Source organism: Sorangium sp. So ce426, from assembly GCF_051475585.1.
GTDB classification, from domain to species: domain Bacteria; phylum Myxococcota_A; class Polyangia; order Polyangiales; family Polyangiaceae; genus Sorangium; species Sorangium cellulosum_B.
In genome coordinates, this window is the sequence record NZ_CP150341.1 from 2,660,641 (window position 1) to 2,673,974 (window position 13,334).

General features: G+C 69.5%; 12 protein-coding genes. 2 read left to right on the plus strand and 10 right to left on the minus strand.

Annotation, left to right across the window (positions count from 1 at the left end; genetic code table 11):
- Positions 1-49: 49 nt before the first annotated feature.
- Both WMF44_RS10190 and WMF44_RS10195 read right to left on the minus strand, forming a co-directional pair.
- Positions 50-985 (minus strand): right-handed parallel beta-helix repeat-containing protein, encoded by a 936-nt coding sequence (locus WMF44_RS10190; RefSeq protein ID WP_437298926.1) that lies wholly within the window; start codon positions 983-985, stop codon positions 50-52.
- 481 nt (positions 986-1,466) lie between these two features.
- Positions 1,467-2,291, minus strand: coding sequence for a hypothetical protein (locus WMF44_RS10195; RefSeq protein WP_437298927.1), 825 nt, complete (start codon positions 2,289-2,291; stop codon positions 1,467-1,469).
- A gap of 80 nt (positions 2,292-2,371) precedes the next feature.
- On the opposite strand from WMF44_RS10195, the gene WMF44_RS10200 reads away from it, so the two are divergent.
- Entirely contained in the window at positions 2,372-5,254 is a 2,883-nt protein-coding gene (locus WMF44_RS10200; RefSeq protein ID WP_437298928.1) for an SAM-dependent methyltransferase, read from the plus strand.
- 14 nt (positions 5,255-5,268) lie between these two features.
- On the opposite strand, the gene WMF44_RS10205 is transcribed toward WMF44_RS10200, so the two are convergent.
- The 8 genes from WMF44_RS10205 to WMF44_RS10240 form a co-directional block, all read right to left on the minus strand.
- Entirely contained in the window at positions 5,269-5,409 is a 141-nt protein-coding gene (locus WMF44_RS10205) for a hypothetical protein (protein ID WP_157906575.1), read from the minus strand.
- 218 nt (positions 5,410-5,627) lie between these two features.
- Positions 5,628-5,810, minus strand: coding sequence for a hypothetical protein (locus tag WMF44_RS10210; protein ID WP_437298929.1), 183 nt, complete (start codon positions 5,808-5,810; stop codon positions 5,628-5,630).
- A gap of 107 nt (positions 5,811-5,917) precedes the next feature.
- Positions 5,918-6,208, minus strand: a complete 291-nt coding sequence (locus WMF44_RS10215) for an RNA recognition motif domain-containing protein (protein WP_437298930.1) — start codon at positions 6,206-6,208, stop codon at positions 5,918-5,920.
- A gap of 750 nt (positions 6,209-6,958) precedes the next feature.
- Positions 6,959-8,227 carry a hypothetical protein gene (locus WMF44_RS10220; protein WP_437298931.1) on the minus strand — a complete coding sequence of 423 codons (1,269 nt, stop codon included), beginning with the start codon at positions 8,225-8,227 and terminating at the stop codon, positions 6,959-6,961.
- Positions 8,228-8,373: 146 nt separating this feature from the next.
- Entirely contained in the window at positions 8,374-9,645 is a 1,272-nt protein-coding gene (locus WMF44_RS10225) for a hypothetical protein (RefSeq protein WP_437298932.1), read from the minus strand.
- On the minus strand, positions 9,629-10,303 hold the full coding sequence (locus WMF44_RS10230; RefSeq protein ID WP_437298933.1) for an RNA polymerase sigma factor: 675 nt from the start codon (positions 10,301-10,303) through the stop codon (positions 9,629-9,631). Before WMF44_RS10230 ends, WMF44_RS10225 begins: the two co-directional genes overlap by 17 nt.
- Positions 10,304-10,550: 247 nt before the next feature.
- The gene (locus WMF44_RS10235) at positions 10,551-11,111 is read right to left on the minus strand and encodes an NADPH-dependent FMN reductase (protein WP_437298934.1); all 561 of its coding nucleotides are present in this window, start codon (positions 11,109-11,111) and stop codon (positions 10,551-10,553) included.
- Between the two features lie 299 nt (positions 11,112-11,410).
- Positions 11,411-12,811: a hypothetical protein gene (locus WMF44_RS10240; RefSeq protein ID WP_437298935.1), complete on the minus strand. Its 1,401-nt coding sequence runs from the start codon at positions 12,809-12,811 to the stop codon at positions 11,411-11,413.
- Between WMF44_RS10240 and WMF44_RS10245 the strand changes: the two genes are divergently transcribed.
- Entirely contained in the window at positions 12,810-13,064 is a 255-nt protein-coding gene (locus WMF44_RS10245) for a hypothetical protein (protein WP_437298936.1), read from the plus strand. The genes WMF44_RS10240 and WMF44_RS10245 overlap by 2 nt on opposite strands.
- The last annotated feature ends 270 nt before the right edge of the window (positions 13,065-13,334 follow it).

A 13,334-nucleotide genomic window follows, 5' to 3' on the forward strand; every position in this document is an offset into this window, starting at 1 on the left:
TGAGTTCGTCCCTAAATCCACGACAGCCGTGGGACCCCAGCGCTGGGCGTCACTGAGCAGGCACGTTCCGCCGCGTCTCGAAGTCGTTGTCGTGCCAGCTGTTGGTGGGCGACGACGAATTGTAGCTCTGCCACGCGTCATAGACGGAGTTCCCGTGGGCGACGTTGCCGAGGATGTGCCCGTTGCGGCCGTTCGCCACGCGAATCCCATAGTCGTTCGACGTCGTGACAGTGCCCTCGATGGTGAAAGTGTAAGTGTCCTTGAACTCTACGCCGACCCACCCGCCAGTCGCCTCAAAATTCTCAACCACGTTGTTCTCGCCGCCGAGGACGTAGAGACCCCCGCCCCAGTTCCCGGTCGCTTCTCCCCCAAAATACTGAATCCAGTCGCTGTCCTCCTGGTAGAACCCTATCTCGCGATTCTCGAGGACGGCGGTGTCCACGATGCTCGCGCTGGAGGCCCTGATCAGCTCCACCCCGTGGCCCCAGTTTTGGGAGAAGTTGCTGTCCTCAACCCGAAAGTTGACGCTGTCCGCCACGTGCAGTCCGGCACCGTACGTGCCGCCCGCGTCCACGAGAATGATCTGCAGGTCGCTCGCGTCCTTCACCCAGAGCCCATAGTTCCAGCGCCCCGCGCTGCCGATGCGGCAATCGTGAATCGTGGCGCCGGACCCGCCGAGCACTTTGAGCCCGCAGCTGCGGGCTGTTCCCGTGTCATCTTCGCAGTTCTCCAGCGGGACGAACCCGGCAGAGCTGATGATGCTGTGACCGTTGCAGAACAGGCTCGCGCCGTTTCGCAGCTCGATTTGGCCAATGTGGTCTTCAGTCAGGCTCGTGGTTTCCTCGATGATCACATTGCCGACGGTGATGGCGCCAGCCATCGGCGATGCCGACAGGACAGCAGTCCAGGCTGCCCACGCTGCCCACCACCGCGAGGGGCCGAAGCCCGTGGATTGAAGCCCTCTCTTCGATCGATCCTCGCGCATCACCAAGCCTCCTGTTCGCCCCCTGCGGCCATATAGCACCCGGCCGGATAGCAGCAAACGGTGCTCCCCCGACACAACTGTGCTGCGGGGGGCGGCGGCGCACGACAGGCCGTACGCCAGGAGCTCACCCCAGCCTGTCACCGGGCACCTCGGTGAACCACCTGGAGCGGCTGCTGGGAGGGCTGCTTCTGGCGATGTCGCCGTGGGTACCGTGGGCACAGCCCTTCCGGCGGAGCTGATAGGTCGACGTGTCAACGAGTGCAGGGAGGCTGCACGAAAATAAGTTGGGCGGACAGGTATGCGCCTCTCTCGATGGAATATAGCGTTCCCGAGCATTGTCCCTGGATCTGCGCTGCACCAGCTCGGCTGCGATCCCGGCTGGAGGATCGCGTGAATGGGGCGAGCTCGTCGCGGGACAACGCCGCCGCCGGACGAGAAGACCACCTCGTCCCGCTGTCGCGCGTCCTCCCTCTCGGTATGTCTACGGTATCACGAAAATGACCGAGAGATCATCCACGTAGAAGGCGCCCGTGGAGTTCGCGCCCATCCAGGCTCTGACCGCGCCGAAGTTCCGCGCCTGGTTGAGGTAGTAGCTCGGGATCGCGACGTCGAGGCTGCCCGACGCCGCCCCCAGGAGGGTCATGGTCGCCGTCGCCGCGCTCGCGCCGATGTTGAACGTCACCTGCACGCTGAACACCTGCCCGCGTTGATAGGTCCCAAAGGTCAGGTTGCTGTCGTCGTTGACGCGCATCGTTCCGTTCGTGAGAAAGTCGAGGTGCAAGAAGCTGCTCAGGTCGTTCAGCGGCTGGTTGAAGCCCTCGAACTGCAGCGTCGGGACCCCGCCGCCCGCGCTTGGAATGAAGAGCCTGGCGGTCGCCATGTACTGACCATCTCCACGGAAGGCGCTGAAGCGACCCTGGACCGACGTCACGTCGTTGAAGCTCGGGTGCTGGATGAGCACCCACTGATCGCTGGCCTCGCCAGCCGGAGAAGCGGCCACCGTCACGTTGCCGTTGCCGAGCGCCGTCGCGACGGTGCCGACCGCTTGCTGTGAGCCCGGCGGCTGAGATGCGGCGTCCTGGTTGAACCCGGCGCTGAGCAGCGTCTCGGCGGTGCAGCCCGTGAGCAGCGCCGGCGCGGCCAGCAGCGGCAGACCCAGGATCGTGCGCCGAGAAACGAGGAGCGATTTGCCGGTCGCATGAGCATTGGCGCGAGCAGACTCGATCGTTCTCAGGTACCCGCGGGCGGCGAGCCGGCCGTAGCGCGGGAGCCGGACGCCGAGGGCAATGGTGCAAGCATCTTCCACGCACACTGCGGCCCATCACGCCCGGACGCCGGAGCTCCGGGCGCTCGCTCGCGCCGGGCGATCTCGGTAGAATCGCCTCCGTGGCTCCACCCGGCGAAGGGCTCGTGCCCCTGGTTCCCTCGGCCCTCCTCTCGAGCCGCTGGTCGCGGGATAACCTCATCACCCCCGATCCGTCGCGCCTCTACACCGGGCCCTTCTCGGCGCGCGTCGGCGTCGAGCAGCTGCAGGAGCAGCTCGACGCGCTGACCTCGGTGCTCGGAGACCTCGAGGTGGAGGAGGCGAACCTCGGTGTGCTGTCCTGGAACGTCCGCGGCCGGGATCGGCGCGGCCCCGTCCACCTGGTCCTGCCGCTCGGCATCGACCAGGCGGGCGTCGGCGGACGCAGCAGAGCGCGCGTGCCCGAGCGCTGCTTCGAGCACGCGCGCACCTTCGCCGAGCGCCGGTTAAATCGCTATCTCCTGGCTCCGGACCAGCTCGTCGAGGCGCGCGGCGCCGGAGTGGGGGCCTGTTTTCGGCTGCCGAGCGGCTATCTCCCTCTGACCTTCGGCCTGGGTCGCGCCCGCGTCGACGTCATCCACGAGGACGGTGCCTGGGGGATCGGCCTCGGGGCACGCTCGACCCGGGAGATCCTCGTCGAGCTCTGCGCGGCCATGGCTTACCATTACGACCTCGAGAGCGGGACGATGATCGCCGACGTCGTGATCAACGACGGCGACTTCCTGGTGAAACGGGATCGCGACGGCAGCTTCGCGCTCCGCTGGACGGCGGCGCGCACCCTGGAGAGCGGCGTCGGCCCCGAGCGGTTCTTGCTCTATCTCATGCAGCTCATGGCGTACGAGGACTGGGAGGTCGACGGCGATCTGCTGGGGCTCCCCGTTCCGCTCACCGATCCCGAGGCGGCGTTCGCAGGCTTCACGCGGGGCAGGGGCCTGCGCTGCCTGGACCTCGGCGAGGATCCCGCGCGCGGCGTCGCGCAGGCCCGGGCGCTCCTCGATTCCTTCGCGCGCTCTCGAGAAGGCAGGGCTTATCGCCCCTGGGTCGAGCGCTACCGCGATCCTCATTCCGCACCCCCCTTGGCGTCCGATGATCCGCGACGACCCTGGTGGAACCTGGTCGAGCTGCGACAACGCCGCGACCGATTGCGGCTCGAGCGCGGCGAGGAAGCCGCCGCGCCGCTCAGCACCCTCATCGAACGCTTGCTCGGGGTGGTCGGCGTCTCGGATCCCGCGGACGCCGGCTCGGCGCCCTCGGTCAATGACGTCGATCGCAGGGAGGTGCTCGACCTGCTCGAGAGCGCTGGCGTCAGGGCCGATGCGCGCGCGTCGGCCGCCGACACATGGTTCGAGAGCTGGCCCTACCGGAGTCGCGCCGAGCTCGAAGCGCGCCTGCCGGGCCTCGCGGCCTTGCCACCGAGCCGGCTTCTGTGTCCAGGCGTCGCGCCCGCCGAGGAGGAGGGCACGCTCGCCGCTCTCGATCGCTGGTCCCGCGCTCGCCCCGCCCGCGAGCTGGCCAATCCGGAGCTCTTCGGCGGACGGCGTCTGGCACCGGACGCCCTCGCCACGGCCGTGTCGCTCCTTCCCAGCTTCGAGGCCTTCATGGATGACGCCCTCCACGACCCGCGCTGGGGCTACTACGCCAACCGCGTCGTCATCGGACAGGAAGGTCACTTCTCGACCCATCCAGAGAACCTGACGCCGCACTATGGCCGCTGGGTGGCCGCCTGGGCCTTCGAGGTGTGGAGAGAGCTTTGCGCGAGCGGCAAGCTGCGGCGGGATGAGCCCTTCTCGCTCGTCGAGCTCGGCGCGGGCAACGGACGCCTTGCCCGCGACGTCCTGGATGCGGTCCGGAGCCTGAGCGGCTCGAGCGACGACTGGCGTCGCTTCAGGGAGGTCCTCGAGGTTCGCATCTACGAGATCTCGGATCCCCTGCGCAAGAAGCAGCAGGCTCTGCTCGGCGCCGACGCCCGCGTGCTCGAGGGAGACGCGCGGGCGCCGGCAGGCTGCCTGCGCCGCGACTTCCCTGAGGGGTTCGTGGGGCTCGTCGTCACCAACGAGCTGCCGGACGCCTTCGGAGTCCACAAGGTCCGTCTCTCGGCGAGCGGGGACGCCGAGGCGGTCCTGGTCGTCCCGCGCATCGAGTCACAGCTCCTCGATGCGCTCCGCCCAGAGCTCCGAGACGCCTGCCGTCAGGCCGACGCGCGTCTTCGTCCGCTCCTCGGCGAGACCCGCCACGGCGGTGAGCTCCTGCTCGATCGGAGCTGTCTGGGAGATCTGATGACGGCCCTCTACCGGCTCCCCGCGGGCCAGCGTGAGCCGCTGATCGACAAGGTCTGGTTCGACGAGGTGCTCGTGCCGGCCGCCTGCTTCGGCTCGCTCGCGGTGGTCCTTCGGCGTGGCGCGTCCGAAATGGCTCGGGCCCTGGCGGCTGAGCCGTCCGGGGTCATCACCTATGTGAACGTTCACGCGACCCGCTTCATCGGCGAGCTCGCCAAGGTCCTGCGCCTGGGCCAGGTCCTCACCATCGATTACGGCGACACGACCTGGGGCCTCATTCAGGGGGCCAGGCAGGGCCAGTTTCCTTTCCGGATCTACTGCGATGAAGGGAGCTATCTTCCGCGCCCCAACACCCCGTACGCGCGTCCGGGCGCGCAGGACCTGACGGCCGACGTCAACTTCACCGATCTCTCGCTGGCGGCTCGCGAGGCCGGGCTCGGGCACGTCTACTTCGGTCCTGAACGCGCGATCGCCGGCCGCGAGCTTCCTCGGGTCCTCGCGTCCACCGATCAGCGCCCTTTCGCCGAGTTCGTGGGGAACTCGGTCTTCAAGCTGCTCGTCGTGGGACGCGGCGCGTCCTATTTCCCGGAGCTGCCAGGGCTCGAGCCGCTCCCGCTCCTCACGCACGCGCCCGACGCGACGCTCGACGGACCGAGAGCGAGCACTGGCACGACCAGCTCGCCGGCGTGAGGGAGGGCCCCCGACTAGGGGATTTCGGGATCGGTGTGCCTTCGCCACTCGTTCCGCGCGCTCGAGTTGGCGGTCCGGGCGGCGAGCTCGCGCTCCACGCCGGTGATGGCGGGCATCTTGCGATGGCGCAGCTCCCCGGGAAGGGTGATCTCCACCTGAGTTCGTGCTTCACGCAGCGTGCCGGGCCATCCGCCGGCGGCGGGGCGGCCTTCTCGATGGAGGTCTTGACGCCAACGCCTGGCCCACGCCTGACCCAGCGCGTTTGCGCTCTGCTCGATGAATCGTTGCCGCACGATCGCCTGCGCCGAGCCGTCCTCGTCGGCTCCTGGCTCTGGCGGGGCGCTCTCGGCGCCCAGGCTCGGCGCTGGGCGCTTCACTCGGTGACCGTAGGCTGAGGCCCCGGGACGATCCCTGCGATGTCCGGATCCTCTCCCGGTGTCCCGCTGACGCCGGAGCCCTTTCCCATGCGGCGCGCGAGACGGTTCGCGTCTTTCTCGCGCTGCTTCTCTTGCCGTTCGCGTTCCTTTTGCCGCTTCAATGCTCCTTGTCTCTGCATGCGAAACAGGCCTTTCGGCGCCTCCGGGCGCGTTCTTCAGCACCTCATGGTGCGTCCTGAGTGCGCAGGCGTGGCGGCGCACGAGCGCCGCCACGCCGCGCCCGTGATCAGTACCGGTCGCGACCGCCGCCGCCGCCGAAGCCGCGCGCCGGACGCTCCTGGGCCTCGTTGACCTTCAGCGCGCGGCCATCGACCATGGCGCCGTTCAGCTGCGAGATGGCGCTGTTCGCGTCCTGGGCCGTGCCCATGGTCACGAACGCGAAGCCGCGCGGCTGGCCCGTCTCGCGGTCGGTCGGCATCGCGATCTCACGGACCTCGCCGGCCGCGGCGAACGCGGACTCGAGGGTCTCGCGGGTGGTGCTGAACGAAACATTTCCTACGTAGAGACGATTTCCCATGCCATCCTGCTCTTTTACGGCTTTCTGGTGCGCTCCGCAGCGCTCTCGGCCTGCCATCCGACGAAGCCGTAACGGATCGAACGGAGACGTGCGGCGCGGAACTCCCGCGCGATCACACGGTGCGTCGTCCAGTCATCCGAGCGAGCTGCAATCTCCCTCACGAGAGAGGGAAGAGGGAAAGCGTCGTTATAGAGGGCCAGGGACGGTCGTGAGGAGGGCATCCTAGCCCGGTGCGTCGTCGTCCGCAAGCGGGCCGTTCCGTCTTCCGACGCCGAGCCAGCCGCCGACCGCAGGCAGCCGGCGAACAATGAGGTTGCATCGGAGCGAAATGGCCCATGTCCGCGATCGCCGTGCACCTCGGTCCCGGACCCTGCGAGGGCCCGCCGTGAGCTGAGGGGGGCCTGGCGCCCGCGCCCCTCGCGACCGCGCAGCGTGCTGGACGGGCCCGGCCCCCGGCGCGAGGACGTCAATCTCACGTGTAGGCCGCGGACGCATCCGACCGCGAACAAGCGAGCTGCTTGGAATCGGAGCAGCTCATCGGCTCGATGTGGGTGATCGTCGAGTCGTGTCCTGAAGTGGACCCCGAGCGACCGCTGTCGGCCTTACGACCCTGGGATGTATGCACGGCCCGATGGGCTCGCTCGGTACGCTCACCGGCGGCGCTGGCGGGGTGCACGACCTGTCGACGGCAGCGGCGAGCGCTCGAGGATCGAGAACGCTCGCCCGGGGTTCCGCGCGGTCGCGCCGGCGCTACCGAGGGGGCGGCGTCTTCGCGGCGCAGCAAGTGAACTTTGCGTGGCTCGACTCGTGGGCGGCGCAGCGACCATCGTTTCCGGCGTCGAACGCCGCGAGCTCCGCGCCGTCGCTCGCGCACGTGGCGTAGGCCCGTTCCTTGAGGGCGGTCGCGTCGATGCACGAGGTGCCGTCGCCCAGAGAACCACCCCAGCAGGCCTCCGGCGGAGGAGGCGGCGGCTCGTTACCGCAGCACTCGAAGAAGGCCTTGCTGGTCTCGTAGCCGGTGCAACGCGGGTTTTCCTCCTCGTACGTGAAGGAGGTGAACCTGGCGCCTGCGCTCACGCACGTCGCATAGGCCCGATCCTTCATGGCCGTGCGGTCGACGCAGGAGAGGCCATCGCCCAGCTCGCCCTTCCAGCACGCGCCGGACGGAGGAGGCGGCGGCGGAGGAGGAGGAGGCTCGTTACCGCAGCACTCGAAGTAACCCCAGGTGGTCTCGTGGGCCGCGCAGCTCGGGTTGTTCCGCTCGTAATCGAAGAAGGTGAGGTCTGCGGCCGAGCGCGAGCACGCCGCATAGGCCTGGTCCTTGAGCGCGGAGGGGTCGACGCAGGATCTGCGATCGCCCAGCTCGCCCTTCCAGCACGCGCGCGGCGGAGGGGGCGGCGGCTCGCCGCCGCAGCACTCGAAGGTGGCCTTGGTGGCCTCGTTCGGACCGCAGCGCCCGGGGTCCGGCAGGGCGTCGAGCCAGGTGAGCCGGGCGCCCGCGCTCACGCACATCGCGTAGGCCCGATCCTTGATGGCGCCCATGTCGATGCAGGAGGCCCCGTTCCCCAGCTCGCCCTTCCAGCACGAGTTCGGCGGCGGCGGAGGCGGCGGCTCGCCGCCGCAGCACTCGAAGACCACCTCGCTGCTCTCGTGCTCGGCGCAGCTCGGGTTGAGGGTGTCGCTCACGAAGCTCGCGAGCTCCGCGCCCATCCTCGCGCACCTCGCCTGGGCGTGATCCCGGAGCGTGGCCGTGTCGTGGCACGTGAACCCGTCGCCCATGTCCCCGAGCCAGCACGCCGAGGGCGGGGGGGGAGGCAAACGTCCCCCGCCGCCCTCCGAGCCCGGGTCCTCCCCGCCGCCCGTCCCTTGATTCGCGTCCCCGCCGTTCCCGCCTTCCCCGCCCGTCGAGCCCGCTGGTGGATCGGGATCCGCCGCCAGGGTGATGGTGCACCCGGAGCCGACGAGGAGACTGGATATCGAGACGCTGAGCAATAGACCTATCGCAAGGGAAGTCCGCATCGTGATCCTCCGTGAAAGCCGGCGTTGCGCCGGACAGCTCCGAACGCGCCGCTCGAGCTCGGGTCAGCGCGCCCTCTCCGTCGTGTCGCTCTCCATCTATCAACCGCGACGGGGCCGGCGGTTTCCTCGGGCGGGCGATTTCGCGCTCAGAAGGGGCAGCACGTGTAGCTCAGGCTCGTGGCCGTGGCGTCGGTGCAGGCGACGTGTTTGTCCCCGAACACGCGACGGAAGAGATAGTGGCCCTTGCCGCTGCAGAGCGCCGTGGCCTCGGCATCCAGCCTCTCGTACGGCTGGCACGCCTCACCGAAGTCCATCTCGCTCGTCCAGCACGACGGCGAAGGCAGCGGATCCCCCGGGGGGCAGCACTCGTAGTAGACCCTGGTCGTCTCGTGGTCACCGCAGTCCCGGTCAGGCTGCTCCTGCTCGAGGGAGCGGAGCTCCGTGCCCCTGTCCCTGCACATCGTCCAGACCTCGTCCTTGACATACGTCGTGTCGAAGCACGTGACGCCGTCGCCGAGCACCCCTTTCCAGCACGTGGTCAGCGCCATCTTCCCGCACGTGTACTCGGCGTCGAGGTAGCCCCCGTGATCGCAGGGATCGAGCAGCGTCAGGTCCGCGACGATGAGGCCTTGCGCCTCGCACTGCGCCCTGGCCTCACGCCGCAACACGTCCGCCGTCCGGCAGAGCGCCTCGTCCCGCGGGGCCACCGGATCTTCGGTCGCGGGTCCTTCGGCGTCCGGGGCACGGGTGCCTTCTCCGCTCTCGCCCTCGTGCGCTGCCGCTTCCGCGGGGACGCCTCCGGCGCCTCGGCGCAGCGCGGCGTGAGGCCCGCGCTGCGCGAGAGGAGATAGCCCTTCCGGGCCGTCGACCCACCTCCGGCCCAGCGTCTGCGGAGGGGTCAGCGGCTCGACGCGCCCGCGCGCCGGCGGAGGCGAGGCGCGGTCGACAGGGAGCCCGCTGTCGTCCAGGAGCCCTGGGGTGTCGTTCGCGTCCCGCGGCGGCACGGCGCTGCGCGGCACGGGCGGCGCCGGAGCGAGCCGGCGGGGAGGTTCCTGGAGGAGCGGGGCGCGGATCCGGGGAGGCGGCGCTGTCGGGCCGTGGGCCGGCGTGCGCTCCAGGAGCCCGGCGTCCGCGGGAGTCGGATCACCCGCGCGCTCGATCGCTGGCTCGACGGGGCGCTCTGTGAAGATCGAGCCGGGTGTCAGGCCCTGGAGCCCGGTGCCGAGGGCGACGACGCTCGCGCTGGCGCCCAGCGCCAGCACGAGCGAGCGCCCCCCGCTCCCGGCCATGAAAGGCCGCCGCCCGCGCCGGTCGAGCTCCGCGACGAGGCGCGCCTCGAGCCGAGGGGACGGCTTCACCGCGGCGAGCTGCTCGTCCACCTCGCGCAGCAACGCGAGCAGATCACGGTTTCGCGTCATGGCCCACCTCCCATCCGGCGTCGCGGAGCTGCGCAACCGCCTTTTGAATCAGCTTGCAAACGTATCCCTTGGAGTGGCCGAGTATCTTCCCGATCTCCTCCTGCTCCTTGCCGTCGAGATAAAACATCGAGAAAGCGACCTGTTCTTTGGGAGGCAGCGTGCCCAGCGTCTCGAGCGCGCGGCGCAGATCGTCGCGCGCGATCGTCACTTCATCGAGGGGGCTGCGCTCGCCCTCGCCTTGCCCGAGCAGCCAGCGGATGGGGGGGAGCGCCAGGAATCGGTCCCGGCGCAGGCGGTTCAGGCAGCGATTCGAGGTCGTCCGGTACAGCCACCCCTCGAGGTTGTCTCGGTCGGTCAGGGTGTCGAGCGCCTTCATCAGGTCGAGGAAGACGTCCTGCGTCACGTCCTCTGCCCAGGCCACGTTGCCGCGGCCGTAACGGAGCGCGAGGCGGTACACCAGGCGATGGTGGTTGCGGTAGAGCGCGCCGAGCTCCAGCGCCTCTTCGCCGGAGCGCTGCGTCACGGCGGGGGGGAGCTTCCGCTCCGAAGGCACGGCGATGTCGTCCGGCGGAGCGCTCCGGCCTCCGTCCCCCGGAGGGGGGAGCAGCTCCTCCGCCCGGGTCTGGCCCTCGAAATGAGGTCGCGCGGCGAGGTTCACCGGCGCCTCCCAGCGAGGGTCCCGTCCGCCGTGAAGCCCCACGAGCCGACCACGAGCTGCGCCATCTGACACCCTACACAATCGAGGTCGGCGCTGGTTTCCTCTCGGCGGCCTCAGGCGGCGATTTCCCCTCCACGGGGTTCTCCTGGTACCCTCCTGCAACGTCCGCGGTAGAATCGGCGAACGTCACGAGAACCGCTGCGGATCGGCGGCGTCGGGCCCTCGAGGCTGCGCGGGCGCGCGTTGCTCACCCGGCGCGCAGCGTCTTCATCGCGCCGGCCCACGCGAGCAGCTGATCGAGCAAGGCGAAGGCGGACTTCTCGTGGCGGGGGCGGGGCTTGAACACGCTGAAATTTTCGAAGTCGTCGAACAGAGAGAGCATGACCTGCGAGCGCACGTCCGCGATCTGGAGCTCGGCCATCACGAGCCGGAGGTGCTCGACGGCGCGCGAGCCGCCCGCGCTGCCGTAGCTCACGAAGCCAGCCGCCTTGTTGTTCCACTCCTTGTACAGGTAATCGATCGCGTTCTTGAGCGCGCCCGAGGTGCCGTGGTTGTACTCCGGCGTGACGAACACGAAGGCGTCGAACGAATCGATCTTTGCCGCCCACGCCTTGGTGTGAGGCTTCGTGTACTGTCCCATCGACGGGGGCGCCGGCTCGTCGAGCAACGGCAGGTCGAAATCCTTGATATCGACGAGCTCGTAGTCGGCGCCGCCCTTCTTCGTCGCCAGGTCGTGCACCCACTTCGCGACGGCCTCGCCGTTGCGGCCCGGCCGCGTGCTCCCCAGGATGATCGCCACCTTCAACATGTCTTCTCTCCAGGGCAATAGCCCCTCTCCGCTCGAGCCAACGGGCGGCGTGATGCGCATTCCCACGACGCCGTGGTGGAGGTGAGGGGGCTCACGAGGTTGCTACCCGCTCGACGCTACTACCAGCCAGGCAGGCTTCCCGCCAGCCACGTGTCGCGGGAGCGCGCGATCCCTGAACCCGTGCCGCCGCTTGCGTGGCCGCAGGCGCCACGGGGGTGAGCCCTGGTACGGGCAGGCGGGCCGCGCCATGGGACTTGCCGCGTTATCGTCCAGGCTCGTCCCCGGGGTGGGGTCGGACATCACGGGGCGGGATCGCCGGCGCCGAGCCCCGAGATCGCCTGGCGCACGATGCCGCCCCGGACCCAGACCCAGACCTCGCGGGAGTCCACGTGAGCGATGTTCTGGATGGCGAAGAGCTCGGGGGGCGTCGTGAACGACCAGTGATGGGCGTCGGACAGGCGGTAGACGTGGATCACGTTCTCGCCGATCGCGTAGACGGCATAGAAGCCTTCCCCGGCGGCCGAGATGGGGTATCCGATGATAGGGCCCGGCCGGCGCTCCTGCGGCGCGAGAGCCGCCTTTGTCGCCGCGAAGGGGCTGGTCCAGAGGCTGGACGCCCCGTAGAGCCCGTCGTCGGAGTAGGGCTCCGCCTCCAGCCACACGAGCGTCTGGCCGTCGCTCTTGATGTCGGCGATGACCCGAGGCGACTCCGCCCGGAGCAGCGGTTCGACGGTGTGGGTCTGACGGCTCCAGATCCACCCCTCGGACGTGGCGTCTTCGAGGGTCGCCAGGCCGAGCGCATGATCGCCGACTGGAACCATCTCGTAGAACGATGGCGCGCCGTTGCCTGACTGGCGACCGAACCTCTTGGCCTGGTTGCTGATCCTGTCGTAGATGTTGACCGTGCCGGGCCCGGGCCCCGATAGCGCGAGGGTGTCGTCGGTCGTGTAGAGGCCCTGGCTCAGCGCGTCGACCGGGATGGGTTGGCTCGCGGTGGCGAGCGCGTCGTAGCCGGAGACGAGGTAGGCCGAGCCGGGCGCCTCGACGCTCACCCTCTGCGCGCCGAGCCAGACCCGCTCATGACCGACGCTGGGTACCGTCGGTATGCAGTACTCCTGCATCGGGTCGGCCTCGGGCACGGTCGGCTCGAGGTCCTTGTAGCGCCATGCGGCGAGCGGTGTCCCGTCGGCGTCGTAGACGCCGGTCCGTCGCTCACCCCGGTGCTCGAAATACAGCCCGACGCGGTAGCCGTCGCCCCATCGAACGACGGTCGGCGAGGCGGTCCATGGATACTTGCCGGCGTCCCAGTCGACGACGAGCGACGTGCAGCCCGGAGCGCTGCCCGGGCAATGCTCCCAGCGCAAGGACGGCAGCGCCTTGCCGGGCTCGTCGGCGACGTCGACCTGGCACCTTTCGAGCCAACCCGTGGCTCTCCAGGTGCTGTCGCCTTGATCTTCAGGCGCATCCGGGCCAGCGTCACCCGGGACGCCGGCGCCGGTCGTCGCCTCGCCTGCAGTCCCGGACCCGTGCGTGCTGCCCTGGGTCGCGTCAGCGGTCGCCGGATGTCCGCCGGTGCCGCCGGTGCCGTCGACGCTCGGAGGCTCCGGCGCGCCGCGAGAGCAGCTCGCCGAGAGGGCCGAAAGGGAGAAGAAGAATGGCACGGCGCGCGCCGCGAGACTGGCAAGGAGGTCGTGTTGCATGGCTCAGAATACCGTGGAAGCGCCGGTCAATCCGCTTTCTGAACTGTCGTCGGCGACGTCAACGTCAGCAACGGCCGTGCCGGCCGTGGCTCTCCTCGGCGGCGCTGGTGCCTTGGCGGACCCGCTCGGGGCGCCGCGCGTCGCGGATGCCGGAAACATCGACCGACGAAGGCGCTTTCCATTCAGCGCGCAGGGCCAGGGCTCTGCTGCCGCCTCGGGGGCGACCGCGATGCTCTTCGCGCCACGACCGTGACATGTCACGCCGCGACCGTGACACGTCACGCCGGGACGTGACATGTCACGGGGCGCGCGACGCTACCGCTCGAGTTTGGGGCGCGGTGCCAGCGCGGTGAGCTTCGTTGCGCGCAGGCGGACCCCGGAAGATCAAGGCGATTCCTGGCAGGCGATCTCAAGCCACCTCCCTCCGATGTAGTGCGTCCGATTCATGCATGACACGGCGCGCGCCGTCGCGATCGCGGCGCCGCGCGGCCTGTATCCTGCGTAGACACGCCCCGGCGTCGGA

Coding starts and splice junctions, on each gene's coding strand:
- WMF44_RS10190 (WP_437298926.1), bottom strand. CDS start 985: ATGCGCGAGGATCGATCGAAGAGAGGGCTTCAATCCACGGGCTTCGGC.
- WMF44_RS10210 (WP_437298929.1), bottom strand. CDS start 5,810: ATGCAGAGACAAGGAGCATTGAAGCGGCAAAAGGAACGCGAACGGCAA.
- WMF44_RS10215 (WP_437298930.1), bottom strand. CDS start 6,208: ATGGGAAATCGTCTCTACGTAGGAAATGTTTCGTTCAGCACCACCCGC.
- WMF44_RS10220 (WP_437298931.1), bottom strand. CDS start 8,227: ATGCGGACTTCCCTTGCGATAGGTCTATTGCTCAGCGTCTCGATATCC.
- WMF44_RS10225 (WP_437298932.1), bottom strand. CDS start 9,645: ATGACGCGAAACCGTGATCTGCTCGCGTTGCTGCGCGAGGTGGACGAG.
- WMF44_RS10235 (WP_437298934.1), bottom strand. CDS start 11,111: ATGTTGAAGGTGGCGATCATCCTGGGGAGCACGCGGCCGGGCCGCAAC.
- WMF44_RS10245 (WP_437298936.1), top strand. CDS start 12,810: ATGGCTCAGAATACCGTGGAAGCGCCGGTCAATCCGCTTTCTGAACTG.
- WMF44_RS10240 (WP_437298935.1), bottom strand. CDS start 12,811: ATGCAACACGACCTCCTTGCCAGTCTCGCGGCGCGCGCCGTGCCATTC.